Genomic DNA, 24,785 nt, shown 5'->3' with positions numbered 1-24,785 from the left:
ACGGAACATTCACCGTGCCGGTCGTTATCTCTTTTGTCTCCACCAAGGGCGGCGTCGGTAAGACGACCGTTGCCGCTAATCTGGGCGGCCTGCTCGCAGCCTTCGGCTTGAAGGTCCTCGCGATCGATGCAGACGTCCAGCCGAGTCTAAGCCGGTATTTTCCCGTCCATTACCGTTCACCGCGTGGTCTGACTGCCGTGGTGACCTCCGGCGGCAATCCGTCCGCGGACTGCATCAGCCGCACGATCTTCTCGAAACTGGACCTCATCTACTCGGACACTGCAGACGCGGGACTGCAGTCGTGGTTGAACCGCCGTGAGGACCGCCTGATGATCATGCGCAGGGCGATGCGCAGTCCAGTGCTTGAGTCGTACGATGTCGTGCTGATCGATACACAGGGTGCAGTGGGGGAATTGCAGAAATCCGCTGCGATGGCAGCAGACTACATGGTGTCCCCCGTCAAGCCCGACGCGCTGAGTGCGGGTGAGTTTGCGTCCGGCACGCTATCTATGCTCGATGAACTGAACCGTCTCGCGGATTTTGGCACGTCGTTCCGGTCCGGCGACCTTCACGTGCTGATCAACGCGCATGAACGGACCGTCAACGCGCGGGTGCTGACGCAGGCGGTGCGCGAGCGCTTTACCGGATATCCACGGGTCCGCGTACTCGACACTGTGATTCCGTCGGCCGCCGCTTATGCGGGGGCAGCGATGTCACGCGTGCCGGTGCACGAATATGACCGGCGCCGGGTGTTTTCACGCTCCGCATGGAACATCATGCATCAGCTCGCCTGGGAGCTCTTTCCGTCGCGCCATGGCCAGTACATCGATGGCAGCACCACAGGCCGTCCTGCAACGAGGGATGACGTGTCGCTGGAGCGCGTGGCATGAACGGGCTGTCACAGGTCGATATCCGGCGCACCGGGCAGGACGGTGACGTTGCTGAAGGCGCGGTTGCACTTGCCGTAGACCGGATTGGTGTCGAAGCGCCAGGGCCGCGTACCGGCGAAGCCGCGCTGGTATCGACCATCCGGCTGAAGGTGACAGAGGTCGCGACTTACGAGCAAAATCCCCGGCGGGCTTCGCCGGACCGTATCGTTGAACTGAGGGAGTCGATCCGCGTCAACGGCATCGAGCAGATCGTGACGGTCACGCGGCGACCGTCGGACGCGCATTACGTGGTCGCCAAAGGCGGTAACTCGCGGCTGACGGCGGCCCAGGCGCTCTACGCGGAGACGCAGGCTCCCGAGTTTCTGTATCGCGACTTCCTGTACATTCCCTATCCTGGCGAAGCAAAGCTGCTGGCGGCGCATCTACGCGAAAACGAGCAGCGGGCAGACCTGTGTTTCTGGGACAAGGCTGCCGGATATCTCGCGCTGAAGGCCGATCTTGAGCAGGAGAGGGGCGGCGCGCTGTCGTTGCGCGAATTCGCCCGCCTGCTCGCAGAAGACGGTGCGCCGGTCAGCCACGTGCTGCTGTCGCTGTTCCAGTTCGCAACGCAGCGTCTGGCCATGCTCGGTCCTGCAACGGTGCTGCTCAGCCGCCGCAACGTGGTCGACGTGATCCAGCCTGCGATGGGTGCAATGACCCGACTTGTCCGGCGCTTCGGACACGACGACGACTGGCTGCAGCATGAGGTGGTCAACGTTGGATTGGAACAGTTCAGTCTCGGGCTGAAGGCAGAACCTGCATGGGGTTCTGCCCAGGAACGTCCATTGGACGCTGAAGCGCTCGTGATGAGCCTGCAGCGACGTTGCGCAGAAGCACTGGGCGCGCCGGCGGCGGCCGTGAAACCGATGCTCGCGCTGCTGGCGCGTGAGCCTGAAATTTCACCGGACCGACTGCGCGAACTGGCAGGTCGGCCGGTGGGCGACGCCGGTGCGTTGCTGACGACGGCACGCGCGCTCGCCGCCAGTGCAATATCAGGTCAGGTCGATAACTCGCAGCAGGGACGGGATGGTGCGGGTGGTGATGAACCGCAGGCGGTACCCCGGTCGACTTTTTCCACTCGCGCAGACGCGCAAACTCCAACTGCCGTTGCCGGGGATGATTGCGCTGGTGCACGCAATGGGGAGATCGACGATGCCGATGTCCGGGTACCCGGCGTGGTCGTATCCTCCGTCGAGATTCATGCCGGGGACGATCTTGTTACCCTGCATCGGGACATCAAATCTTTCGCGGCCCTGTGCGGTCTCGAGAGCACGTTGCACGATGCACCGGAATTGCCGTACGGGTTTATGGTCGATCTGCCAGACCCGACGCAGACGGACCCGCCCCTTGACACGCAGGCCAGACAGCATGAGGAGGGGTTCCGGCGCTACGTGGGCTGGTGGTGGCTCGTCAACCTGTCGCGGCAGAACACGCCGTGTGGCCTCGCGCATCTTCCGGCCGGCACGCGGTTCGGCGAGATCACGGGCAGCGAGGAGCCCTGGTCGCATGCGTGTGATACCCACATCGGTGAGCCGCTGCTTGCCGACCGGTTTGACCTTTTCTTTGACACGGCCCTGAACCCGGCCAGCGAGATCGGCGGCCGCTATCTGGAGCTGGTCGGGATCGCCCGCAGGTTCCGCGCGCGCCATCCTGAGCGTTTCCAGCCGCCGCGATGGACCGAACTGGATGCCGACGAACTGTTGCGCAGGGGAGAGCGTCGATGAATGAGCATCTTCTGCCACTGCCATATTCCCCGCTGCAACACATGACGTTGTTGCTTCTCGTCGCAAGTGTCACCCGCAGTGAAACGCATTGGACTGTCCTGAACGATAAGGATAACAAAGTTTCATGTGAAACATTGAGGGGCGGAGATCGCGGGTCCTCACCCGCTGTTCCACCTGTTGTCGCCCGGGTACTGGGCGATCCACGTGTGACGCAACAGATCGATGACCTGATTGCCTCGGGCGCAATACGGCTTTTACTGGACGGGGATCTTCTGGTTCGTCGGTGCGAACTGATCGAGCGCCAGTGGCGTGACGAGTCGCTGCTCACTGGTTTTGTACGGGCGCGGGCAAGCCTGCCGATGATCCGCCGGTTTTTCCGCACCGCGACGCGCGCGAAGGTGACGCAGTTGCGGCAGCAACTTGTCGTTGCGGCACCCGTCAAGCCACGAGTACTGGTGGGCACGGACCTCGATGCGTTGATGGATGCGTGGCGGAGCCGCTCGAAGATACAGGACGTCCGCGAGCGTTATCTCACCATTCACGATTACTACGATGGCCGGTACACACTGGCCACGATTTTCTCCGCGCTCGACGCCGGGCCGGAGCAGCGCGCTTCTGACTGTCTGTCTTCAACGACGAGCAAGGAGCCGTGCGATGTTTGACATGCGTGTTGACCCCGAAGGAAATCTGCTACCTGGCAAGACGTGGGACGATTCACCGGGCCTGCCTCCCGCACAGACCCATATGCTGCTGTCGATGCTCGACGCGCCGATCACCATCGACCGGTGTTTCGTTGAGGCGTGCGAGGATTTCGTGGCCGGTGCATTGCTGACCGAACTCTCGGCGATCGAAAGCGAGACGACGGTCCCTGGTGCCTGGATCACCGTCTCACCGGAAGACATCGAGCGACGTATTTCACTTCCGGCCGCTCAGCAGGTTACAGCGCTTCGTCTGCTGCTCGATCAGCGACTCATCGAGCATTGCCCGCGCGACACGCAGGCGGATGGGTTCCGAATCTGCTGGCAGGAATTGCTCGCGCTGATCAAGCGCCGCGCGCAGGAACGTACCGCCGGCATTCCGTGGCCACCAAAGCGGCCTGATGAGCCGTCGGCGACCGAACCCGCCGTGGTACCGGGAGACCGGTCATGAGCGCAGCCGACTACCTGAACCACTTCGAGGACCTGTGGCTGCGCCTGAAGCCTTTTCGCCCGATTGCGTTCGGCACGCGTCTCGCACGCATCACCGGTCATCCCAAGGACGCCATGCTGCTCTCGCAGATGGTGTACTGGACGCGACGTGGACGGGACGTCGGCGACAACGGTGGCTGGATCCACAAGACGCGCGAGCACTGGCGTATCGAGACGGGCCTTTCGCGCGATGAGCAGGAGGGCGCCCGCGCGCGTCTGCGCAACCTGAACCTGGTGTCGGAGTGGCGAGGCGGGCGACCCGCCTGCCTGCATTACAGGATCAACGTCCCGCTTATGTCCGAACTGATCGATGGCTGCTGTACGTTCGTCCGCCGTCTGCCGATGAGCATCGAGGCGATGCGCGAGGACGAATCGGCAGCAAGGGAACTGCTCGGGCCAGTGGTGCCGTTCAGGCGCGCGCTGGTTGACCTCACCGGCAGCTTCGCTGCGGGCCTCGTGCTCTCGCGCATGATCCAGGTGCAGCGGCAAACGGCCGACCGCCAGGGCATCTGGTTTTCGCTGACGGCGTGGGAGTGGAACCGCACGACCGGCATCAACCGGCGTCAACTCGACAATGCGAAGCGGCGGCTTCGGCAGATGGGCGTGCTGCGCGAGGTGAGATACGCGGGACGGGGGACGCGCCTGTGGAGCCAGATCGATCCCGTGCGGTTGCACGCGCTGCTGGACGAACATGCCACGCGCACTGCGCGCCTCTCGCCAGCCCGTAAGCTCGCGCGCGCCGACGAAGCTCCCGCCGATGGCTTGCCGCGCCTGTTGGACATCGAGTCTCCTGTTACTCGGGGTAACGCGGCGGTGCGCGTTGCTTCTTCGCCCGTTGAAAGCGTGATACGCGGTCCTGCCGCCATCGGAATTTCGCCAACCAGAATTCGCCAACCGGGGGCCGCACGGTGTGCGCTGTTACCGTCGGCGGGTTTGATCCGTTACCGTTGGCGGCAAACGTACGATCCCAACGCGCGCGCGTATACGAGGATTACATATTCGACTACAACCACCACCGGTGCGATCACGTCAGGATGGCTGCGCATGCTCGGAGACGGCCGGCCGGATGTGGGGGTGGGTTTCCCGGATGGTGGCGATGAAGACGGGGCGCAGCCCGGCGCTGGTGTGCTGGTGTGGCCCCCGGTGGTCAGTCCAGCCGAGCGCGGACCGGTCAGCCAGTACCTGGCCAGGATTCCGGCGCATGACCGGCAACTGTTGCTCGACGAGATGGCTGCGGGCCATCGGCGTCAGACAGTCCGCTTTCCCGTCGCCTACATCGGCGAGCTCGTGCGCCGGTATCTGGCCGGTGAGTTTGTGCCCGCGCGGGGGCACCGTGTAGCCGAGGCTCGCCGGCGATCAGGACGCCACCGTCGCGATACGTGCCCAGGCGACGCGCGCGTCACGCCTCCCGAGATTGCCCGCGCCCATCTTGCCAGCCTGCGTGCACAGCTCGGCTGCGGTAGCACCGGAGTCTGCCATGCGTGATCCGACCGTTTCCGCACCCGCCCCATGGCGTGTTACTCCGGGTAACACGCCGGCTTCGGTAGCTCGACCGCCTGTTACCCTGGGTAACAGCATCGCCGGTGGGCCAGTCCGGCACTGTCCACGACTGCGCGTGGCCGTGTTACCCGGGGTAACACCGCAGGTTCAGCGATTGAGGCACGCGGCGTCAACCCGACGTGTTACCCCGGGTAGCGGTGGGACAACCGCGAGGCACTGCGTTGTCGGGCAGCGGGTAGCCTGGCCATACACCGTGTTACCCCGGGTAACACGGCGATTTCGTGGTGGGCATCGTCCGCGATCGCGGCACCGTGTTACCCGGGGTAACACGCCACAGGGCGTCGTGCGCGTACCGGCTATCCATCAGGCGCGGCTGTTACCCGGGGTAACACGTCGGGAAGCCAGCCGGACCGCTGTGCCAGACCGCTTGATTCCGGTGAGGAGGAACCTCCCATGAGCAACGAGACAACCCCGGCCGACGTGTCCCTTGACGCCTTTGCGCGCTCGACGACGTCCCCGTTTCCCGACGGCTACGACATCGAGGCGGAGCGCCGCATGCTGGCGCAGCTTGTCGAGGCCGATGACCCGGACCCGGCCGATCCGCTGTTCGGGCGCTACCAGCTTTTCCTCGAGCGCGAGGAAGCGCTGCGTGGTGCGCAGGCGCGAGACGCATTGCGACAGTCTGCCGACCCGCTCGTGTCGACCGCGCAGGCGCTGGAGATCACGCGCATCGGGCAGCTCACGAGCGAGGGCGGTGACCGCATGCACCTGCATACGCGCGATGCCATGCGGCTGTTTCTCGGGCGCACCGTGACGCCCGGTGAAACAGGGCACCCGATGGCAGGCGGCCGGCGCGTCGCCGCTGCGCTTCGTGCGCTGTGGTCCGTGTCCGGCAACGACAATCCGTACGCGGACTGGAAGCTTGTCGAGATCGCGGAGCGCATCGCCGGCATCCGGCGCGCGGGAGAACTCGAACTGCAACACGCGAACGGTTTGCTCGATGCGGCACGGCAGAAGGGCCTCGACTACACGATCCTGCAGTCGCGCGAACCGGCGAGCGTGTCGCTGGGTTTCACGTCGCCGTATGGCTACATGGTCGTCATGCTGCTCGTCGAACTCGATTACCTGGTGCGGGTGATTCGCTCGGCCATGCTGCGCGATCTGCTTGCATCAGGAGACGGACAGCGGCGGATCGGTTCCGCGCGCCATCGTTGCCTGTCGGTGTTTCATTTCGCGGTGAACTGCCAGCGCGTGCTCACCCGGCCCGAGCTGCTGCCGCTTGCGCGCCACGACTTCCTGCCGGGGGCGGACACTGCCGCAACGCGTCGTGTCGAGGCGGCGAGGGCGTTGCTTGGTGTGATCCCGCGCGACATCTTCACCGGCGAACGGCAGCCGCGGCACAGCCGGCGGCGCGTGAGCCGCCTGTCGGATGCGGAACTGCGCCTGCTCGACAGTGTGCCGTTGTCCGGCGACGACGCCGTGCCGGAAGCTGCGGCAGCGGCGCTGGTCCAGTGACATTGACTTCGACATGAGGACTGCGGCAATGACGAACCGGTTTCCGCCTCTGGATCGACGTTCAAAGGCCTTTAAGGGTAAGGGGGATAGCACCGTGTCGCTGCCCGTCGCCCAGGTGGCCGGACGCAGCGCCTTTCGCGTGCTGCTGCGTTCGTACGAGAGCTGGCTCGACGACACCGTCGCGCAGATGCAGGCGCTGGCGCACGAGAGCAGCGAAGCGGGCCTTGATGCGTCGCTGAGATGCGCGCGCATTGCGTTGGCAAGCGGCGCAACGCGACACCGGCTTGACTGGTTCCTGCGCGGGGAGCCGCATGCGGTGCCGTATGCACGGGTGCAGTCCGGTTTCGGCCGCATGCCGGCGCCGCTGCGCGCATACCTGCAGCAATGCGACGCGCGATCGCGTGATCTCAACGCCCTCGAATCGGTCTTCCGCTATGCGGCGAGCCAGATCGCCATGTACCTTGACCACGGCACCGTGAAGATCCGGCATCGCGAGGACTGATCGCCGCAACTGCTGATGACGTATCAGGCAACACCAGGCTGCCGCAGAGCGGCCATATACAGCAGCATGGAATGGACAGCGCGTTCGTAGTACAGGGGTTTTCCTTGTCCATGAACGGAGTCCGCAATGGGTATCTATGCAGAACTGGTCGGCAACGTGCTGGCGTCGCCGACGATGAAACAGGTCAACACGGCCGGTGGCACGCGGCGCATCGTCGAGTTACGAGTGATGTCCGCGAGCTACCGGCGCCTCGACGACGGGACGCTGGAGCAGCGTGACGGGCGCACGTTCCCCGTCGACGTGACGATCTGGAACGAGCGTCTCACTGAACGCGTCCTCCAGCACATCCGCACGGGCGCAAGCGTCGTCGTGCGGGGCGACTTCCATGTCAGCCCCTGGATCAACCGCGACAACGAGGCGGACGCCGGCGCGCATATCGACGCGGAATCCATTTCGCTGAATCTCGTGCGTATCGATCAGGTGGTCTATCGCCCGCGCCAGCCACGCGAAGGCGCCGATCCGGCATCGGAGGGAGCAGCGGACGATCCAGCGGCCGGTGTCGATGCTGGATCACGGGAGTCCACCGCACAGGCTGGAGACGAACCGCCCCAGGGCGGCGGGGGCGACGGTACCGGCGCACAGGGACAGGCTGCCGGCCGGCGTTCGCGCCGTGGCACCGGTACCGCCGCACGATAGTCCACGTTTTCATTCCACGCGCACGGTGGGTCGATATGTACTGTGCGCGGCTATCCTGGCGGAGGAAGACGTGGAACTCACGTACGTGGTGTGTCCGGCATGGCCGGACGCGGCGGAACTCAGGATGTTGCGGGCCCTGGTGGCCGAGGGCGCGACCGCGTCCCGGAGGCGCGCGTATTCCGCACGGTTTCACGGTTGGCATATCCACGTCTGGCGCGCTGGCGGCCCGCTGGGACGTCTGCTGCAGATCGAGATCCGGTGTCCTGACGGAGCGTTGTGCGCGCGGACCTGGCGGTGGGTGGCATGCGGCCTCACTGGCGAGGTGTTCCCATGACCGCGAAACGCTGGATCGACGCCTGCCACTTTGGGGACTGCCGGTTGCTGATGGCACGCATGGCAGCCGACGGGGTGCAGGCACACACCGTGGTGACCAGCCCGCCTTACTACGGGCTGCGCTCGTATCTGCCGGAGGACGCTCCCAACAGGCAGCACGAACTCGGGCTTGAGCGGACACCGCGTGAATACGTGGACCGGATGGTCGACGTGTTCCGGCATGTCTGCAATCTGCTGGTCGAGGACAGTACGGTCTGGTTACGGCAACTGGTGGTGCGCATCAAGGCGCAATGCGGCAAGAATGGCGGAGGGCAAGCGGTATCGATGACAGTAGCGGCCGTCACGTGTCCGGCGTGTGGCGCTCCGATGCGACGGATCAAGGGTTCGCGCGGTTATTTCTGGGGATGCTCGGCGTTTCGCGACGGGTGCCGCGCCACGTTACGGGACGTTGATGGAGTCGCGGTGCAGGCACATGGGTAGTGACCATACGGGGTCCGCGTCGCTCCACCGGCCTGGGCCGATGTTAGCGGCGGCAATGGTGACGGTGCAGTGCCGTTGATGAAGTCGCGCAAATCGCCTTCCGCTTGAACGATGGCGTAAGCCGGCGCCGTATCGAGCTGGCGATCATGGAGTTGCAGGATGTGTTCGAAGAACGGGTATCCGTCTTCATCCAGGCACCAGAGATTTTCCAATGCACCTCGTCTGTTGGCGATTTCCATATACTGTTCGGCAGCGTGAAATTCTTCGAGCGGAAGGTCTCCGTATCCGGCGCGTTGCAGAAACCAGGAGACGTACATGACGCTTGCCAGTTCGACCAGATGTTCGGTCGAGCCAAATCCCTTGCGGACGGTGGTCAGATAGGCGTGAAACTTGAGCGAGCGCGCACGGGTCGCCGCGAGAGGAAGGGGCAGAAGCAGCTCGCGCGAATAGCGGGGGCTGCGACGCTTGCGGCTGTGGGCAGATTGGGACATACGGTCGTGCGGTCGGCGAGCAGGGGCGGGTGAACGCCGCGATTTTACGACAGCTTTTAGCGATGTCGGGAAGATCACGATACCCATTCCCCGCGAGACCGGTGTGCTGGGCGGCCAGCTGTGGTCGGCAGGTCTTGTGCGGTGAACCGCGTATGCGGTACGGTACGCGGGTTGCCCTGCGGCCGCTGCCGCTCGGGTAGCCACATATTGGGAATGTAGCAGTCAATCTTATTTATCGACAGAGGATGCATTTCATGAACAAGCAGGAACTGATTGACGCCGTCGCATCTGCAACGGGTGCGAGCAAGGCGATTAGTGGAGAGGCTATCGACGCCGTGATTGGTGCCATCACCAAGGCTGTTGCCAAGGGCGATACGGTACAGCTGATCGGTTTTGGCTCGTTTAGCCAAGGCAAGCGGGCAGCCCGTACGGGCCGCAATCCGTCAACCGGCGAAGAGATCAGGATTGCTGCTGCGAATACGGTGAAGTTCACGGCTGGCAAGGCATTCAAGGATGCGGTGAACGGCACCGGGAAATAACGAGCCGGTTACCTGTTTGTGGCGCGCAGCAGCGGTGCACCCGCCAGGCGCGCCACGGCTTCGATGCTCTGCCGCTGGATGTTAGCGAGTGCGAGATCGGAATCGAACCATCCGTTCGACTGGCTGACGATCACGTCTGGTTTGTCCAGCAGCGTGCGCCAGTGCGGCCACCAGAGCAGGTCCTCAAAGCATAGTGACATCGCGGCGCGGTGGCCGGCGATCATCACATACGGCTGGTTGATATCTCCCCTGATGGCACTGATCCGTCCTCCGGGTCGCCACAGGGCGACCGGGACCGGCTGCCGGCTGTCGAGCCGGCCGCGTTCGGCGCCAGTGATCACCGTACTGTCGGTGTACCGGAGGGGGCTGGCTTTCACCGTCAGGTCCATCCCGAGCACGAGTGTCTGTCCGGCGGCACGCATGCGGTCAATGTCGGCGTGCCACCACAATTTCATCGCGGGACGCCACAGACCGGCGATCTCTTCCGGCAAGATGACCACGCTTGCTCCGTCTGCGAACGAGCGCCGGACGATCGATTGAAGCTGCAGGGTCTGCGCATAGATTGACTGGTAGCTGGATTGGTCGAAGCGTCCAAGCGTGGTATCAACGGAGAACCATCTGGTTGGAGGCGACCGATGGGGTTCCTGCCAGTGCGCGTAGAGGGAAAGTCCGGCGAGGACGGTGGCACATGTGACCCAGGTTGCGGACTCGCGAGACCGTACGGAAGCGGTACACAGTGCTGCGAGTCCAAGACTCATGCCAGTGATTCGCCAGCCAGGATACAGGGTGCCTGCCACGTGAATCGGCGACAGCCATCCAATGATGCCGAGCGGCGGAGCCGTCACGATCAGTGTAGCCAGCGACGCCCGACATGCGTAGCTGAAGCCGGATGCTGTACGTTCTGGTTTGAGTATCGTCCAGGGAAGCGCGAGGACCGCGGCCTGCAGTAACCAGAAAGCGGTGCCCTGAGTGACGGCCATGCCAGCGCTGAGTTCCTGATGGCCGACGAAGAACCGCTCACAGACCACTGGTATGTCGCGGGCTCCTACAAGATAGTAGGTTGTCCAGAGCGTGAATGCGGCGACCCTGTTCGGCAGCCTGGACCATAGGGCGGGAAGGGCGAGAAGAGTGATGGGGTAGCTTCCAGGGTACCAGGCCAGGAGCGCGATGATGATGCCCGCACCGAACGCCAGCAGGCGGTGTGAGCCGTTGTGAATCGCTCCAACGGTCCCGAGCAACAGTCGGGATTGAGATTTATGCATGATGGTCAGCAACGCAATAGTGGGCGGGTGTCGGTTACATGACGGACACCCCTGTAGGTGACGCGCGCTGCTGATTGCCCGATGGGACTTGATATGGGACTTGATCAAGTTGAGACAGGGTCTGAAGTGCGTTCACCTGCCTGTTGATATGTTAGTCGTTCCCGGTCGGCGGTAAGACATGCCTGATGCCCGATCTGCAAATGAAAAGCCCCTGCGCTTGCGAGACAGGGGCTGTGCGGATGGTGGATGATGCAACGGCTCGGGTGGCCGGATTACGTTACGCGTCGGGCTTGACTGCATCCACGTACAGATGACTGGCGTCTGCCGTGATTTCCAGATTGCAGCCGTCGGCTACGACGCGATCGAATATGGCGTCGTCGTGCCCGAAATACTCGGCAAAGTCGTCGCCGCCGAATTCGTCGCGTGCTCGGTCCCACCATTCGTCGAAAGGTGTCGTCTCGGGATTGCATCCGACGGCGTACGCGATGGTTCGCGGGCTGCCGCTTCCCGGGGCGTCGCTTTTCTCCGACATCATGTAGACACCCTGGTCCTTGACGAGAACGATGCGGCAGCCGTGCGCGCGGGCTTCGACAATGACCGGATGTAAATCCGAGGCGAGAAACTGAATCATGATTGATACCTCCAGGTAGTTTACGGAATGTGCGAAGCCGCGGTCCCGACACTGGAACAGGGCGTCAGCTTCGCGGTCAATGGCGTTGATTGCTGTGAGGATCAGCGGTGACCGGCGATGCGAGTCAGGCCGGGCTACTCCTGATTCACCAGTTGTCGCGCAAGCGCGACTTCGATGCTCTCTCCACCCTGGTTCAGGATGTCGAGACCGGATTCCGGCATGTCGCCGGAGGTAGATTGCGAAACGGCGATCTTCCGGGCCATGAGCTTCAGGCATCGCATCTGCGCTGTGCCTTCATACCCGAGGAACCGCACCGTGACGTCGAGGGTCTGGCCAATGCGCCAGCTTCGTCGTGCTGCCTGTTGAAGCGTGTATACGTTGTAGCCGGACTGAAGGAAGGCGATGGTCGGGAATTCGAGCAGGTCGAGTCCCGTCTTGACCAGTTCGGGATTGGTGATGATGACCTCGGCACCGCGCTCGAGCTGATCGGCGACCCAGTCCTCACGTTTCTCGGCGGCGACGCTTGCGCGAAGAACCGATGCCTTTACGCCGACTGCATCGAAGAGATTTTTAAGCCGGATCGACGTGTCGCGCGTGCCGGTATAGGTCGTGTAAACCAGCGTGCGCCGGCGGTTCAGCAGTTCACCGCGGACGAGACCCAGTAGTTCAGCTTCCTTGGGACCAGGCTGGTCGTCGCGCAGCAGGGCGGGCACGCTGGCGAGAATCCGCTTCGTACGAGGATGACGCACGATTTCCGGCCGGAAGCAGCATTCCGGCCATGCGAGCAGCGCGTTGAGCACTACACCGAGCAGGCTCTTGTCGCCACAACGCAGTGCGGCGCGTAACTCTGAGGTCAGCGTCGATTCGAGTGTCCGGTATGCCGCCGCCATGTCCTCGGTCAGCGCGACCGGCAGCAGGGATTCGTCGTAGGGAGGCAAAACGTTCTGGCCGATCTGCGAGAGCTTCAGGAACGCCGTATACGGCACGACGTAACGCATGATGCCCTTGGGGCCGAAGCCTGGGCCTTTCACCGTCGAGACGCTTTTCCGGTCGCCCTTTGCAGTGCGGTGAGAACCTTCATCGACCTGCTTGTGAATGTCGATGAGCACGCCATGCTCGCGCATGAATGCCATCGTGGCCGCAGCCATCGAACCGTTACTGTTGTAATTGAACCCGTCTTCGATCAGCATGTTCGGGTTCAGGCGGTAGAGCAGGTGATACAGGTCGTCCGCGTAGCCGCCCATGAGTGTGCCGGTGAGCAGCAGTGTTCTCGATGCCTTTCGGGCCAGGACGCCCATGGCCTGTCCCTGGGCTGAGTTTTCATTCTTGTATTCGTGACCTTCGTCCGCGATAAGCAGACCGAAGTAGCCCTGGGGGAGATAGCGTTTGATGAACTCGGATGCCTGATAGCCGCCCTGTCCGAAAGAGATCTCCGTATGCGCCAGCGCACGTTCCATGCGGCGCGCCTGCCGGTCGGAGAAGATCAGCTCACCCTGGTCGTCCATCAGGTTGATGAACTCGTAGAGGTTGTCCTGAAGCATGTCGGCGAGCATGGATTCGCCGAAGCGGGAAAGCAGCCGCTCCGCTGTCTTGTCGCCCACGGTCGGCATCTGAAGCAGCGCAGCCTTCACGAGTTCGCGCATCGACCGCGTGCCTTGTCCTTTCGGAGCCAGGGTCCACAGCCGCTCACCGCAACTGCATGCGCGGCGCTTTTCGTTGAGTGCAGATCGGGCGAGCATAGGTGTCAGCGGATTGCCATCCTCGTCGACAACGAATTCGCCACAGGACGGGCAGCAGGCAAAGACACGGGTGATCGCATCGGTCTCCATGTCGAGTGTGGCGATGCGGCGTGCGAAGGCAGGTTTCCAGTCGAACCCCATGCGCATGCGCACGCGGCCGAGAATGAAAAACTCCGGTACTTCCGGCCTCATCCGCATGACGCGGAGCTGGAGCAACTTGCGCAACGTGTCCGGGCCATTGAGGATCCAGACCCGAGCGCCGGGGACCGTTGCCTTGATTTCCCGACGCCACTTGTAGACCAGATGCGGTGGTGCAATGACCAGTGTGCGCGGATAGCCACAGTGATGAAGCAGGACGGCCACACCGATACCCATCAGTGTCTTGCCCGTACCCATTTCGCCGTTGATGACGCCGCCAGGCGCGTGCTGGGTGAGCAGCGTCGTGATGGCATGAATGACCTCGCGCTGGGCGGGAAACGGCTGTCGCGAGAGCTCATCGAGCAGCGCGTCCCAGCGCGCGTCACACCGTCCGTTGTAGATGGAGGGGTTTTGCTGACGTACGGCATCGAGCAGGCCTTTGCCGAAATTCGAGATGAATTCCGGCAGGGCGATCACGTCGCCACCGGATGGATCGTCCGGTATCGCGTCCTGATCGACAGGTGGGGGTTGCAGATTTTCCATGATGCGTCTCCAGGAGAGGCGGCGCACCTGTCCCCGTCGGGATCGGTGCCCCGCGGGTTGATGAAGTGATGAAGCGACACCGGCCGTCGCGTAAGCGACGATCGGCGTTCATGCAGCGAGCGGATTCAGTCCAGGCTGAGCGAGCCGCAACCGACGAAACGGGAGATGGCCTCACTGAACGAATCAGGCAGCGTGATCCGGGACGCGTGGATGCGTCCGATGCAGGCATGCGGAGTCTGGTCGAGATGGCTCACGAGCTGGTCACCGAGCATGCCGAGCACGAGCGAACGCCAGTGCGGCAACAGTGGGATAGGGCTGAGCTGTTCGATCAATGACCAGGACCGCTCCTCCAGCGATGCTTCGTCGTGGGCCTGGGTGTCCCGGTCAACCAGCATCCATGCCGAACCTGTCGCCTTCGACGGGGTGAGAAGTGCTTCGTCATAGATCCACGTGTGGACCAGGTTGCCGAACAGGTTTTCCTTCGGCAGACGACCGCTGTATTTATCCAGCCGTCTCGGATCGCCAATGGGAACAGCGGCAATCACCTGGCTGGTGTCGGGGTTGATGAGCGTGATCTGACGGATGCCGCCTTCCTGGATGCCTAGGTGCAGCGAGGCATACAGTTGCTGAACGGCGCCGTCGCGGCCGAAGACGGAAACGAAGGCGAGCTCGCCGTCGGGAGCACGTACGCAGGCATCGACGAAGATGTCCTGCAGTTCCTTGATGGGATACAGCATGTGGGGCTCCTGAATGAACACCCGCTGCACCCACCGGGCGCAGACCCGGGCGGGTTGAAGGAAATTCCGGGCTTTCTGGGGAAAGCCGCAGCCGCGCAGACGAAGGCGCCGGAAGGAGGCTGCTGGTTGACCGCTAAAGGTGCCGCGTGACGGACGGCGACGGGTCTGCTGCCGGCAGACCAGCGGGAAACGCTTTCCTGGCGCGTCCACTCGAACGTTCCGGGAAAGCGTCCCATGGAAGGGACGCGTAATGGGAAGCAACCGGCTACCGAATCAGCAACGGGCCAACTTCGTCAGCAAGGCGCGAAGCTCGCGTACCTGTCCGGCGGTGAGCGTTGTGGACACCAGCGCTTCGGCGTGCCACGCCTCGATCGGTGATGCAGCAGGCAGACGGTTGTCGACCAGCCGGGCAAATGCCAGCAGGCGGTCGGCCGCCGCATGCACCTGGGCCATGCGTGCCGACGCGTGTGCGACTGGCCACGCGACGACGGCCGTGGCATCGAAACGAAGCGTCTGTCCATCGAGTTCTTCGTAATCGTCGTAGAGCAGCGGCATGTCGGGCGTGTCATCCCACAATGTGCCGATATCGAACGCTGCGTGTGCGTGGCGGCAGGCCTCGTCGGCGCTGGCTGCCCGGACCCCCACCACGACGCGGTGCGAATAATCGAGGGTGTATCCAATCATATACAGGCCCGGGGCTGTTTCAGTATCGTCAGACAGGGGCATCATGCTGTTCTCCTGTTGAAGACGGGCCCCCGCTCCTGCGGGGCGGGGCCCCGCAAGGTTGAAGGTGAAAATCCGTGCTATCGGATCGTGACAATCCGGCCGAGATTGGGGCCGGGCGTGAAGTCGATGCCCGCAATGGTCGGAACGAACCGGTCACGCATGACGATCGTGGTCCGGATGTCGCCCTTGTCGGTTTCCTCGATCTGAACTTCCTGCTCTTTCTGCTTGATCGTGTCACCGCGGATCAGCAGACGTGTGCCGTCCAGCCCGGTCACCACGCCAGTGATCTGGCCGGCCGCGAGCGCGAGGGCAAGATGCCAGTCGGACAGATCACGCAGTGGGCGCCGGGGTGTGACCGCCTTTGCGGCAAACATCGTGGCGAACTGCGGCCAGAGCGTCGCGTCCTGCAGACGCTGCAGTTCGTGTTCGAGTTGCGGTGCATCGATCCGGGTGGACACGAAGGCGTGCTCACCTGACACCGAAGGAATGCGATACGGTTGTGCTGGCCAGTTTTCAGGCAGTTCCGGCGGCAGCTCGCCCCCGCTGATGCGGGCTAGCCGCGCAGCCAGTGAACTATCAACACCATCAGCCCGGCGCTTGACGCCGAACAGCACGAACTGTTTGAACGCCTGATCGGGCGCAAGATAAGCCTCGACGTGTGCAAAGTTGCGGGCGATCATGGTCGCGAATTCCCGATCCATCACGTAGTACGGCACGATCAGAACGAGCACGCCACCGAACGCGAGCCATGGAACCGTCTTCAGGTAGAAAACCTTCTCCAGACGGTTCGGCTGGCGTTCCCCGGTCTGTGCCTTGTCCGATACAACATCACCGTATGGTGGGTTCAGGAACAGCAGGCCCATGCTGCGGGCGGTGATGAACATGTCGTGGACGTCGGCGTGCGCCACGGTGTTGAGGACGCCCTTGGCATGCCACGCACGTTCGCGATCGTATTCGACGCCCCATGCGCGGACGGCGTCGGGTGATGTGGAAAGACTGGCCAGCGTTTCCTTCACGTCATGCAGCGCAGCGCCCTCGCCGCAGCACGGATCGAGCAGCCGCACCGGTCGATCGGGTTCGGCCAGTGCGAGAGCGGGGACGATACGTTCAAGCGTGACGGCATCGGTTGGGAAGTACCCGTTTTTTACAAAATTTCGGGCGAGGCGGGGAAAGATCAGGGCCATAGCAACCTCCAGGGGAAGGGGGCGTGCCTGGCCAGGTGGCCAGCCACGCCAGAGACGGAAGAAATCAGCTCTTCAGCCAGGTCTGGCTGGACGCCTGGAAGGCGTAGCCGAATGCGCGAAGCTGGTCGCGCTGTTGTCGGAATACGCCACGGTCGACTGTGGGATCGAGCTTGACTGGCGCACCGGCGACGATGGCGTCTGCCAGTTCGATTCCGAAGAGATCGGGGAGAGACAGCTCGTCTGAATCAGCACCCACCTGTGTGGGAGGCGCTGCTTCTCCGGCAAGGGCCGGTGGTGCATTGTCGGGTGAGCGTTCTTCATCGGCCGGATCCGGCTCGCTCGAAGACGGTGCCTGTCCGGTTTCGCTGAACGGCTCGTCGTTGTCGAGCTGCACATCGGCGAGCCTGGCGCGGATCTCGACCGTGACCTTGCCGAACCACACGTAGCTGTGCGGATAGATCTTGTCGATGAGAAACGTGCCGGTGTAGGCTCCGGGCTCGAACTGCTCGAGCACCTTGTCCTTGACCTTGAATTCGCCGACGGACGTCGTGAGTTCGCCGACCTGGAAGGGGCCGTTGCTGCCTTTGATGGTCCGCACATCGAGCGTGCCTGAAAGGGAAATCATGATGCCTCCACGAAGTGAGGCGGGGCCAACCCTTGCGGGTATGGCGGCCCGCTGGTTGGGGAAGATGGATTCCGTCTACCCGTGAGGGCAGGCAGCTGCGCAGACGGGGCGCCGGAAGAACGCTGCGGGTGTCGCATGACGTAGCGACGTACGGACCTGCATCTGGCAGATCACAGGAATGGGTCATTCCGGGAGAGCCGCGAAGACGGTCCTTCGGGAATGACGCCTGACGGGTTGGCAGGCGTAACGGGGCACTTCTGGCGGATCAACTGGCGGGTTGCGTAAGGACTTCATCCGCATGGCGTTGGTCAACGATGTGACGGTAGAGCCGTGGTGGAAACCTGAACAACCGGCCGCTGCTCTCCACGATCCACGTTCGATGAATCCGTCTGACGACCACGGCTTCGGTGATTGAGAGCCCGCTGAGCGACAGGATGTCGCCTGCTGCCAGCGTGCGAGAGCGCGCGGCATGCCAGGCGGGGACCAGTTCGCGCCATGCGGGCGCCGCCGGCGGAACCATGTCGAGGTAAGCGAGAGGGCAGGAGTAGAAGAGGGGGTGCATTTCCTCGCACAGATCCTTGTAGCCCCAGCCAGAGCAACCTTTGTCCCAGGCGAGCAGATCGCAGCCGATATAACGGAAGGGGGCAGTGCCTTCTCGCCCGATCTCCCAGACGGTCCAGAGTACGTTGCCACTGAGGCAGTGGCGCAGGCAGCGACGCGTGGAGCTTTCGTGTTCTTCATCGCGCGTGAGACGCGCGATCAGTTGTGCACGCGTCTGTCCATGACCAAATAACCATCCCATGATGCACCTCGCAGAATAGGGCGAGGCACCTTCCCCTTTTGCGGGCAAGGTGCCCCGCGGGGGAACGCACCGTCGTCACGGTGCGTATGAAAAGGAAATGTGAATGGGGAACGATCCTGGTCGCGATTACACGCGACGCTGTGAGCGAAGGTCGCGGCCAATGACCGTCCGTACCGAGCTGATGATGAAGACCGTCCAGTCCGCGAAGTACCGGCCATCGAAGACGATCGCGCCAGAAATGAGCCCGAGCTGGATCGGGAGCGCGAACCTGCCTGTGGGGACATGACCATCGCGTCCAGCGACGATTTCCATATCGGGGAAGAACCAGCGGCCTTCGAACGGATCGAGGAATTCGAGTCTGACTTCGCGAGCCTCGACGGTGTGGCAGTAACGCAGTCGTCCGATCAGCGGGCCGTCGAAGCGTGCGTCGATTGCAGACGTGAACGGATTGTCCCGACCGTTGAAGAGTCCGAGATACAGGCCATCGGGGAGATCGACACTGTGGACCGTGTAGCGCGGAAGCGACCGCCCGTCGCGGCACAGAAAATCCTGTTTCGACGGCATGCCATCGTCGTCGGGGAGAGGCGCGGCGTGTCCCAGTGACTCCGGCTTGCTCGGGTATTCCGTGCTTGCCGGCGGCCGGTAGTGCATGCCCGTATCAGCGGGCGGTTGGGGAAAGAGCGAAATGCAGGCCGACATGATTGTCTCCGGAAAGATCGCAGAGACGCACCCCAGCGGGATGCGTTCCGCGGGGGATGAAGGAAGGGAGATGTGTCAGTCGATTGCGGCGAAAATCTTGCTGGCCTCGGAGTGAGACGAGACGAAGGCGAGCAGCCTGTCATAGAGCCTGGTAAATTTCTCGTCTTCGGTTGCCCACGCCATCGCGTTCAGCGCAAAGAGCGTCGCGACGATGCCGGCCGCATCGCAGCTCATCTCGCCGTCGTACCCGTTTCCGTCGCAGGCGATGGGGAGCGGACCATCCAGGCGGGGCACCATGTAGAACGCCCCGTTGGACAATTCGACATAGTCCCAGAAGCCACCGGCGTAGGTCGTGCACAGTGACGTCATGGCGTTGTAGACAGCGATTTCTCCGCGAATCATGTGTTTGCCGAAATAGCGTGGCAAAATTTCCATGCGACGTTCCTCGGGCACGATGGTCGCGACGATGGAACGTGTTTCAGTAGCCTGGTTCATGACATCCTCCAGAAAAATGCGGAGGACGACTTTCCCGGCGGGGAAGTACATTCCCCGCGTGGGTTGAATAACAAGGGTGCCGACGATGCGGAGCTCAGCCCGCAGTCGTGAGGCATCAGAGATAGCAGTGACAGTTGCGCGCGGCTGGAGATCAGGGGTTTTCCAGATCGTCAGTCAGTTGAGACCATTCCTCAGCCAGTTTTGCGATGGATTCGGGCACGTCATCGACGGCTTCTTCCGTATCGAGACTGACCAGACAATGCCCCTCGCCAGGGATGGCGCCGGCGTCGTACTCCATGCGGTAACCCTGTGTGGCAAGTTGTTGCTGGATTTCATCGCGACGATCTTTGGGCAGATCGTCAGGCCCTACCTGACCATGTTCCATGGTTTGCTCCAATTGAGAATTGAGAGAGGTCGATGCGTGGTTGGTTGGTGCATCGGATCCTTCGAAGATGGCTAACGCAAGGGGCGTCGCGTCAGCGGACTAGCGTCATGCATCGCACCGGCAACCGGTTTCGCGCAGGTATCCATGGTCATGCTCCTGCGGAGAAGCAGAGGGCAACGAGGAATATCCGTGCCGGATGTGGAATTACAGGTTGCAGGATGGACATCGGATGCTCCTTGAAGAAAAAAGGGGCATCCGGGCCCGTCGGGCGCGCGAACGCCCCTACAGGAAAGAAAGTGATTCCGGACCGGGTGTTTTGATGGCACCAGGACAGCCGTGCAGACGAAGGCACCGGAAGTAGCTGTGCGCTATCGCCGTGACGTGGCGATGGTCGAGCCTGCAACTGGCAGGCTGGCAGTGAAAGCGTCATGCGTCATTGGCCATCAGGCGAATCACGCATAACGCCTGGCAGTCGGTGAACTGCCAGGCTCCTGTTTGCGCTCAGGACAATCGGCCCGTCGCAAACGGCACGGCGCAGCAGGGTCGCCGTGGACCCGTGAGACTACGGGAGGAATCGGCACCGGCTTTCCGCAGCGATCGGGTTATCGCTGTGGATAGCCGGCGCGATGGCCGGGTGTGGGAATGCAGTCCCCGCGCGAAGCGGGGAATAGAGTCGATGAGGAGGCGATGGCCGCTTACCGGTCGCTGGCTGCGGGCCGGCGGCTGTTTCCATCGCCATTACGGCGTAGCAGCGGATAGCGGTTCGTGCGTGGTGCGACATGCCCGGTTTCCGAAACGTCTTCACTGGACTGGACGGTCTCACGACGGTTGTCCAGCGCTTCGGTCCCGGATACGCCGTGCTCGTCGGGTTGTTCCGATGTTGGCGGTGCGCGGTTGACGGTTTCACGTGAGGCATCGGCGTCGGCTTCGGTGTCTTCGCCTTCGTCGCGATATACCTCCTCGCCATTGAGCTTGATCCAGAAGAGCTTGAGCAGACGTCCCTTGAGCACGGCGCCCGTTTCACCGGCGCGGTTGCCGGTGCGTTCGAACGTGCGGATATAGTGATCGCCGGACCGGAAGGCCACGAGCACCTTCACGTCCGGATCGTTGGCGTCGTCCATGACGGAGCGGACTGCCTCCTTTGCCTTTTCGCCGGGGACGATCAGGTCCAGGGGCAGGTAGACAATGCCATTTTCGATGTTCGGATCGCCATGAAACGCCGAGATCGAGCATGCGAGAAAAGGCTTGGCCTTGCTGCGGCCATTGCCACGCGTAGTGACATCGCGCACGCGGGACAGATATCCGAGGCCGCGCAGATGAAGATCGAAATACTTGCGGGATTCAGCAGGGTGGTTCATGACGATTCTCCAGAACGAAAAAAGGGGAATCGCCAGTACCCGCGTCGGGGAGTGACAATTCCCCAGACGGGTCAACAAGGAAGCTTCTGGTCGGAAGACCTGCGGTGGTCCAGACAGCGGGACGAAGCAAGACCGCAAAAGGGGTCGCACGGGCGACGATACTGCAAAGGATGCTGGACGAACTCCAGCGGGCAACTTCAGTTGTGAATCGTAGCCAGCAACACCAAAAAGTCAAGGCAACTTTGTTAAATATTATTCGCAGTACAAATTAATATATCGAAGTTTAATTCAACCTCACGATATACCACATTGCCTCATCGTCGGACCCATACCGGGGTTGCTCGCGGGACATCGATCCAGGAGGAGGTCCCGCTGAAGACTGGCACGCGGCCGGCGCAGGTCCTGGCCCATGCCCGGATCGCTCGGCGTAGCGACCGCATGCGTAGAGGGAGGCCCGCTGGGCGGTCGGTGCAGTTACAGGTTCTGTTTGCGCGTGCGACGTTTGCCAGCGGCCCGGACATTCGTGGTCAGGGCGATGGCCTCATCCATGAGATGCTCCAGTGCATCCTGCTGGAGTGGGCTGAGCGCCGAAAGCTTCTGATGGATGCGCATTGCCCGGTCGGCCGGACCGGTGGCAGTTTCCCCAAGGAAGTCCGACAGCCGGCATTCAAGGATGTCAGCGAGCTGAGCCAGGCGCTCAAGGCTGGGGGACGTCACGCCGCGTTCGATGTGAGAGAGCGATGCCTGAGCGAGGCCGGCAGCTTCGGACAGCTGTTCCTGGGTCAGGCCGAGCGCCTTGCGTCGGGCGGAAATCGCCTTGCCGATTGCCTTGACCAGTTGTTCATGCTCGCCTTGCTGCCTCGTCACTGCCGCTCCCACGCTGAAATGCGCCAAGTGTGCGTGGACAGACGAAAGCAAAGAAGGACTTGAAAACTTATATTATGTGTAATACGTTATAAATCGAGGCCCCGCCAGACCGATGTGTGGCCTGGCAAGTTTCCGGAATGAGTCAGAGGCCTGCTCGCGTTGATTCTTTTGGCTTGTACCCGCGCAGTGGTGGATGCTTTAGCGGGAAGCCGCGGGGTAATGTCACGCGAGCTCACTAGAATGCCGGGTATCTTTCTGATTCGTTCACAATATCGTGTTAATGAGTGTTGGATACCGACCGTGACAGCCGGTATTCCAGTCCGACGAAACCTCTTGCCCGACGGGGAGCGCGGTGAGCCAACCGGTTACGAATCTTGAGCAGCTGCTGGCGTCGATGCAGCCGGAGCTGAACGAAGGTGCCTACGTCTTTTCTTCGGTTCCGCCGGACAGGGACGTGTCGCGACTGGCACCGCTGGCAACGTTTCGCGAGCGCGAAGGGCTGACCATCATCGTCGACGAGCCGACTGCATTGCGTGAAGGCTTGCCGGTGCTTTTCCGCGCAGCCTGGATCACGCTGACGGTCCACTCCGACCTGCAGGCCGTTGGGCTGACCGCGGCGGTCGCTGAATCACTGACCCGGGCCAGCATCAGCTGCAACGTCGTGGCCGCCGCGTTTCACGATCATATTTTCGTGCCCATCGAGCGCGCGGCGGATGCGCTTGCCCAACTGACCGGACTCCAGGCAAGGGCTGGGCAGGCTGCGGCGGGATGAGCGCCGCAGATTGACGACGTGCGCGCTTTACCCTTAATGGTGGACCGCAGCGAGGAATTCCTGGCGGAGCGCGTCGAAGAGCTGGCCCATACGGTCGGTCGAGTCGCCACCTGAAACCCATGTGCGGCTCGCCATCATGTGTGTGAGTATCAGCGGTGAGGGATCGTCCGGTGCGAGCACCGCAAGTATCTGGTCGCGGACTTCCGGCGTCACGATCGCGGCCATGTCCCGGCCCAGGAGCGCGGCACCGGCCACGTCGGGGTCGTGATCGTGCCGTTCGATCAGGTCGAAACCCTCGTCGGCATACAGCCTCTCAAGGTTTCCTGCCTCGCCATACCACGCCAGCAGAAAAAGTAGATCAGTGGCGTCTTTACGATCGATCGCGTGGCGGTCCTGCCAGGCAATGATCTTGAGCATCGCCTGAGACGGAAGGGAGGCGACAGGCACGACGAGGTCCACGTCCATGCGCACTGGCACCGCCGCACGCAACGCTTCTTCAAAGCCGGCAACGTTCATGCGGATCACCTGATCGGGCGGCCACGCGATCTCGCCACGGTCATCTGCGATACCCCCGAATGGCACGACGTCGAGCCATGTCCTCGCACCGGTTGCCGGTACCCGGTAATCCAGGCGGTGGGTCACGTTGCCTCGCTGCTCGAAGTGACCGGACGCAAGCAGTTCCGCTCTGAGCGCTTCATGGCCATCCCAGCTTTCGATGGAAATACCGATGTCGACGTCTGCCGTGGCCCGTGTCGGCTCAATGTCGTGAATGTGCGTGAGCAGAATGTCGCGCGCACTTGCTCCGCCGACAAACCAGGGAATGCCCCTTGCAGCGGCCGCCGTTGCGACCTCGCGCAGCAGGGCAACCATCTCTGGTGTAAACGGGCGATGAGGACGAGGATCAAGTGGGGAGATAGCGTTCACGGAGTAACCGGGCCGTTTCGAGATTGCGTGAGTCGCCGCTTGCAACGAGATCCGCATAGACAAGCAGGGGCGGAACTACAGTTTGCGGGTAGTCGGCCGCGGCCGCGAACCGGATCGGGGACTTCAGGAATTCGACGTTACCATCGCGATCACGACGTAGGCGAGCCTTGGCGACCCACTCCTTCGGCACCTCATCCGTGCAGTATATGGTGAAGGCGGCCGGTTTCAGGTAGTCGGTGAGGATGGCAGCTGCGGGCTCGCCGCCGAACCGGCACCGGTCGGGCAGTTCGGGAACGCTTCGCCACCAGTCGGGGACGTCTGTGCGGTAGTGGCCTAGCGTCAGTGATCCACGCAGGAGCGCAGGGTACAACATCGCCCACTCGTCAATCAGCCTGCCGGCATCGGCGAACTGCATACCATGTCCATCGGGCCGCTCCATGAGATCCCGGCGATCCAGCATGCTGTGAATTGCGTTCTGGACAGTACCGTGGCTGACACCTGCTGCCTGTGCGATATCCCGATAGGGCTTTCGCAGCAGCGAAGGGTCTGTGAGCAGGGCGAGCGCCACGCGTAGCGTGGAGCGCGTCCAGGTTGACCGGCTCGACTGCGCGTTGTCGGGGCGAGGCCGGCCGGACACGAGAACGACGCTGTCGCCTAGCAGAAGACTGGCATTGCCTGCGAGATCCAGCGCGTCGACCTGCAACTCACGACAGGCGTTGATCATATTGGGGGACAAATACGACGTCACAAGCAGCAGCCTTTCGTCATGGCGTGGCGTGGCGTGCGCGTTCAGCGCAGCCAAGGTGCCGTAGCGATCGATGGTCTGCCTGACGAGAGCCGGGCGCTTGAGGCGGCGCGCACCAACATGAAATTCCAGTTCGGTGTCCGCCGGCGACCCGCGCGGCGCCTTGCGCGGATGGACAGGAATGCCGGTCGCATCACGAAATGCGACTGCGGCGGCTTCCACCAGGGTGGACAGATCTTGGTCGGCAGGGCGCATGG

General features: G+C 62.7%; 27 protein-coding genes. 11 read left to right on the top strand and 16 right to left on the bottom strand.

The genetic code is table 11. From position 1 onward, the window contains the following. Positions 1-14: 14 nt before the first annotated feature. The 9 genes from P0D71_RS08420 to P0D71_RS08380 all read left to right on the top strand — a co-directional run bounded on the left by P0D71_RS08420 (position 15) and on the right by P0D71_RS08380 (position 8,866). A complete protein-coding gene (locus tag P0D71_RS08420) occupies positions 15-890 on the top strand; it encodes a ParA family protein (protein WP_408479701.1) in 876 nt (291 codons plus the stop codon). Then, on the top strand, positions 887-2,653 hold the full coding sequence (locus P0D71_RS08415) for a chromosome partitioning protein ParB (RefSeq protein WP_408479700.1): 1,767 nt from the start codon (positions 887-889) through the stop codon (positions 2,651-2,653). Before P0D71_RS08420 ends, P0D71_RS08415 begins: the two co-directional genes overlap by 4 nt. Next, complete coding sequence (locus tag P0D71_RS08410; RefSeq protein WP_408479699.1) at positions 2,650-3,315, top strand: hypothetical protein; 666 nt, start codon at positions 2,650-2,652, stop codon at positions 3,313-3,315. Before P0D71_RS08415 ends, P0D71_RS08410 begins: the two co-directional genes overlap by 4 nt. Beyond that, positions 3,308-3,802: a hypothetical protein gene (locus P0D71_RS08405; protein WP_408479698.1), complete on the top strand. Its 495-nt coding sequence runs from the start codon at positions 3,308-3,310 to the stop codon at positions 3,800-3,802. Before P0D71_RS08410 ends, P0D71_RS08405 begins: the two co-directional genes overlap by 8 nt. After that, a complete protein-coding gene (locus P0D71_RS08400) occupies positions 3,799-5,325 on the top strand; it encodes a hypothetical protein (RefSeq protein ID WP_408479697.1) in 1,527 nt (508 codons plus the stop codon). The genes P0D71_RS08405 and P0D71_RS08400 overlap by 4 nt, the downstream gene beginning before the upstream one ends. A gap of 468 nt (positions 5,326-5,793) precedes the next feature. Then, entirely contained in the window at positions 5,794-6,855 is a 1,062-nt protein-coding gene (locus P0D71_RS08395; RefSeq protein WP_408479696.1) for a PFL_4669 family integrating conjugative element protein, read from the top strand. Between the two features lie 94 nt (positions 6,856-6,949). Beyond that, a complete protein-coding gene (locus P0D71_RS08390; protein ID WP_408479695.1) occupies positions 6,950-7,357 on the top strand; it encodes a hypothetical protein in 408 nt (135 codons plus the stop codon). A gap of 126 nt (positions 7,358-7,483) precedes the next feature. After that, a complete protein-coding gene (locus tag P0D71_RS08385) occupies positions 7,484-8,053 on the top strand; it encodes a single-stranded DNA-binding protein (RefSeq protein ID WP_408479694.1) in 570 nt (189 codons plus the stop codon). A gap of 330 nt (positions 8,054-8,383) precedes the next feature. Continuing rightward, positions 8,384-8,866 carry a hypothetical protein gene (locus tag P0D71_RS08380; protein WP_408479693.1) on the top strand — a complete coding sequence of 161 codons (483 nt, stop codon included), beginning with the start codon at positions 8,384-8,386 and terminating at the stop codon, positions 8,864-8,866. Here the strand turns inward: P0D71_RS08380 and P0D71_RS08375 are convergent. Beyond that, positions 8,779-9,357 (bottom strand): hypothetical protein, encoded by a 579-nt coding sequence (locus P0D71_RS08375; RefSeq protein ID WP_408479692.1) that lies wholly within the window; start codon positions 9,355-9,357, stop codon positions 8,779-8,781. The two genes, P0D71_RS08380 and P0D71_RS08375, sit on opposite strands and share 88 nt — an antisense overlap. A gap of 254 nt (positions 9,358-9,611) precedes the next feature. Here P0D71_RS08375 and P0D71_RS08370 point away from each other — a divergent pair, with 254 nt between their 5' ends. Next, positions 9,612-9,896 (top strand): HU family DNA-binding protein, encoded by a 285-nt coding sequence (locus P0D71_RS08370; RefSeq protein WP_408479691.1) that lies wholly within the window; start codon positions 9,612-9,614, stop codon positions 9,894-9,896. An 8-nt stretch (positions 9,897-9,904) separates the two neighbouring features. Here P0D71_RS08370 and P0D71_RS08365 read toward each other — a convergent pair whose 3' ends face one another. The 13 genes from P0D71_RS08365 to P0D71_RS08305 all read right to left on the bottom strand — a co-directional run bounded on the left by P0D71_RS08365 (position 9,905) and on the right by P0D71_RS08305 (position 22,087). Then, complete coding sequence (locus P0D71_RS08365; protein ID WP_408479690.1) at positions 9,905-11,158, bottom strand: carbon-nitrogen hydrolase family protein; 1,254 nt, start codon at positions 11,156-11,158, stop codon at positions 9,905-9,907. Between the two features lie 277 nt (positions 11,159-11,435). Then, a complete protein-coding gene (locus tag P0D71_RS08360) occupies positions 11,436-11,789 on the bottom strand; it encodes a DUF3085 domain-containing protein (RefSeq protein ID WP_408479689.1) in 354 nt (117 codons plus the stop codon). Between the two features lie 134 nt (positions 11,790-11,923). After that, the gene (locus tag P0D71_RS08355) at positions 11,924-14,209 is read right to left on the bottom strand and encodes an SNF2-related protein (RefSeq protein WP_408479688.1); all 2,286 of its coding nucleotides are present in this window, start codon (positions 14,207-14,209) and stop codon (positions 11,924-11,926) included. Positions 14,210-14,334: 125 nt separating this feature from the next. Further along, positions 14,335-14,946: a hypothetical protein gene (locus P0D71_RS08350; protein WP_408479687.1), complete on the bottom strand. Its 612-nt coding sequence runs from the start codon at positions 14,944-14,946 to the stop codon at positions 14,335-14,337. 273 nt (positions 14,947-15,219) lie between these two features. After that, positions 15,220-15,675 (bottom strand): hypothetical protein, encoded by a 456-nt coding sequence (locus P0D71_RS08345; protein WP_408479686.1) that lies wholly within the window; start codon positions 15,673-15,675, stop codon positions 15,220-15,222. A gap of 74 nt (positions 15,676-15,749) precedes the next feature. Continuing rightward, on the bottom strand, positions 15,750-16,868 hold the full coding sequence (locus tag P0D71_RS08340; RefSeq protein ID WP_408479755.1) for a DUF6094 domain-containing protein: 1,119 nt from the start codon (positions 16,866-16,868) through the stop codon (positions 15,750-15,752). A 52-nt stretch (positions 16,869-16,920) separates the two neighbouring features. After that, a complete protein-coding gene (locus P0D71_RS08335) occupies positions 16,921-17,481 on the bottom strand; it encodes a DUF3275 family protein (protein WP_408479685.1) in 561 nt (186 codons plus the stop codon). 265 nt (positions 17,482-17,746) lie between these two features. After that, on the bottom strand, positions 17,747-18,283 hold the full coding sequence (locus tag P0D71_RS08330; RefSeq protein WP_408479684.1) for a hypothetical protein: 537 nt from the start codon (positions 18,281-18,283) through the stop codon (positions 17,747-17,749). Positions 18,284-18,409: 126 nt separating this feature from the next. Then, on the bottom strand, positions 18,410-18,982 hold the full coding sequence (locus tag P0D71_RS08325) for a hypothetical protein (RefSeq protein ID WP_408479683.1): 573 nt from the start codon (positions 18,980-18,982) through the stop codon (positions 18,410-18,412). A 75-nt stretch (positions 18,983-19,057) separates the two neighbouring features. Beyond that, on the bottom strand, positions 19,058-19,477 hold the full coding sequence (locus tag P0D71_RS08320) for an antirestriction protein (RefSeq protein WP_408479682.1): 420 nt from the start codon (positions 19,475-19,477) through the stop codon (positions 19,058-19,060). Positions 19,478-19,628: 151 nt separating this feature from the next. After that, positions 19,629-19,862 (bottom strand): hypothetical protein, encoded by a 234-nt coding sequence (locus tag P0D71_RS08315; RefSeq protein ID WP_408479681.1) that lies wholly within the window; start codon positions 19,860-19,862, stop codon positions 19,629-19,631. A gap of 695 nt (positions 19,863-20,557) precedes the next feature. Then, positions 20,558-21,298, bottom strand: coding sequence for a DUF3577 domain-containing protein (locus P0D71_RS08310; protein ID WP_408479680.1), 741 nt, complete (start codon positions 21,296-21,298; stop codon positions 20,558-20,560). A gap of 396 nt (positions 21,299-21,694) precedes the next feature. Next, on the bottom strand, positions 21,695-22,087 hold the full coding sequence (locus P0D71_RS08305; RefSeq protein WP_408479679.1) for a helix-turn-helix domain-containing protein: 393 nt from the start codon (positions 22,085-22,087) through the stop codon (positions 21,695-21,697). A gap of 352 nt (positions 22,088-22,439) precedes the next feature. Here P0D71_RS08305 and P0D71_RS08300 point away from each other — a divergent pair, with 352 nt between their 5' ends. Continuing rightward, positions 22,440-22,859, top strand: coding sequence for an ACT domain-containing protein (locus tag P0D71_RS08300; RefSeq protein ID WP_408479678.1), 420 nt, complete (start codon positions 22,440-22,442; stop codon positions 22,857-22,859). 33 nt (positions 22,860-22,892) lie between these two features. On the opposite strand, the gene P0D71_RS08295 is transcribed toward P0D71_RS08300, so the two are convergent. Together P0D71_RS08295 and P0D71_RS08290 are read right to left on the bottom strand one after the other, a co-directional pair. Beyond that, positions 22,893-23,729 carry a nucleotidyl transferase AbiEii/AbiGii toxin family protein gene (locus P0D71_RS08295; protein WP_408479677.1) on the bottom strand — a complete coding sequence of 279 codons (837 nt, stop codon included), beginning with the start codon at positions 23,727-23,729 and terminating at the stop codon, positions 22,893-22,895. 31 nt (positions 23,730-23,760) lie between these two features. Then, complete coding sequence (locus P0D71_RS08290; RefSeq protein WP_408479754.1) at positions 23,761-24,783, bottom strand: type IV toxin-antitoxin system AbiEi family antitoxin; 1,023 nt, start codon at positions 24,781-24,783, stop codon at positions 23,761-23,763. Positions 24,784-24,785: the final 2 nt, after the last annotated feature.

Source organism: Paraburkholderia sp. RL17-383-BIF-A (assembly GCF_046028015.1).
Classification (GTDB): Bacteria; Pseudomonadota; Gammaproteobacteria; order Burkholderiales; family Burkholderiaceae; genus Paraburkholderia.
The sequence above is the reverse complement of the archived record's forward strand: the minus strand, read 5'-3'. Positions and strand labels throughout refer to the sequence as shown.

Excerpts from the sequence above, each read along its gene's own strand:
- P0D71_RS08335 (WP_408479685.1), bottom strand. The coding sequence starts at position 17,481 with ATGATTTCCCTTTCAGGCACGCTCGATGTGCGGACCATCAAAGGCAGC.
- P0D71_RS08375 (WP_408479692.1), bottom strand. The coding sequence starts at position 9,357 with ATGTCCCAATCTGCCCACAGCCGCAAGCGTCGCAGCCCCCGCTATTCG.
- P0D71_RS08325 (WP_408479683.1), bottom strand. The coding sequence starts at position 18,982 with ATGTCGGCCTGCATTTCGCTCTTTCCCCAACCGCCCGCTGATACGGGC.
- P0D71_RS08320 (WP_408479682.1), bottom strand. The coding sequence starts at position 19,477 with ATGAACCAGGCTACTGAAACACGTTCCATCGTCGCGACCATCGTGCCC.
- P0D71_RS08355 (WP_408479688.1), bottom strand. The coding sequence starts at position 14,209 with ATGGAAAATCTGCAACCCCCACCTGTCGATCAGGACGCGATACCGGAC.
- P0D71_RS08405 (WP_408479698.1), top strand. The coding sequence starts at position 3,308 with ATGTTTGACATGCGTGTTGACCCCGAAGGAAATCTGCTACCTGGCAAG.
- P0D71_RS08290 (WP_408479754.1), bottom strand. The coding sequence starts at position 24,783 with ATGCGCCCTGCCGACCAAGATCTGTCCACCCTGGTGGAAGCCGCCGCA.
- P0D71_RS08395 (WP_408479696.1), top strand. The coding sequence starts at position 5,794 with ATGAGCAACGAGACAACCCCGGCCGACGTGTCCCTTGACGCCTTTGCG.
- P0D71_RS08410 (WP_408479699.1), top strand. The coding sequence starts at position 2,650 with ATGAATGAGCATCTTCTGCCACTGCCATATTCCCCGCTGCAACACATG.
- P0D71_RS08365 (WP_408479690.1), bottom strand. The coding sequence starts at position 11,158 with ATGCATAAATCTCAATCCCGACTGTTGCTCGGGACCGTTGGAGCGATT.
- P0D71_RS08360 (WP_408479689.1), bottom strand. The coding sequence starts at position 11,789 with ATGATTCAGTTTCTCGCCTCGGATTTACATCCGGTCATTGTCGAAGCC.
- P0D71_RS08380 (WP_408479693.1), top strand. The coding sequence starts at position 8,384 with ATGACCGCGAAACGCTGGATCGACGCCTGCCACTTTGGGGACTGCCGG.
- P0D71_RS08415 (WP_408479700.1), top strand. The coding sequence starts at position 887 with ATGAACGGGCTGTCACAGGTCGATATCCGGCGCACCGGGCAGGACGGT.
- P0D71_RS08385 (WP_408479694.1), top strand. The coding sequence starts at position 7,484 with ATGGGTATCTATGCAGAACTGGTCGGCAACGTGCTGGCGTCGCCGACG.
- P0D71_RS08350 (WP_408479687.1), bottom strand. The coding sequence starts at position 14,946 with ATGCTGTATCCCATCAAGGAACTGCAGGACATCTTCGTCGATGCCTGC.
- P0D71_RS08295 (WP_408479677.1), bottom strand. The coding sequence starts at position 23,729 with ATGGTTGCCCTGCTGCGCGAGGTCGCAACGGCGGCCGCTGCAAGGGGC.
- P0D71_RS08400 (WP_408479697.1), top strand. The coding sequence starts at position 3,799 with ATGAGCGCAGCCGACTACCTGAACCACTTCGAGGACCTGTGGCTGCGC.
- P0D71_RS08330 (WP_408479684.1), bottom strand. The coding sequence starts at position 18,283 with ATGGGATGGTTATTTGGTCATGGACAGACGCGTGCACAACTGATCGCG.
- P0D71_RS08345 (WP_408479686.1), bottom strand. The coding sequence starts at position 15,675 with ATGATGCCCCTGTCTGACGATACTGAAACAGCCCCGGGCCTGTATATG.
- P0D71_RS08315 (WP_408479681.1), bottom strand. The coding sequence starts at position 19,862 with ATGGAACATGGTCAGGTAGGGCCTGACGATCTGCCCAAAGATCGTCGC.
- P0D71_RS08370 (WP_408479691.1), top strand. The coding sequence starts at position 9,612 with ATGAACAAGCAGGAACTGATTGACGCCGTCGCATCTGCAACGGGTGCG.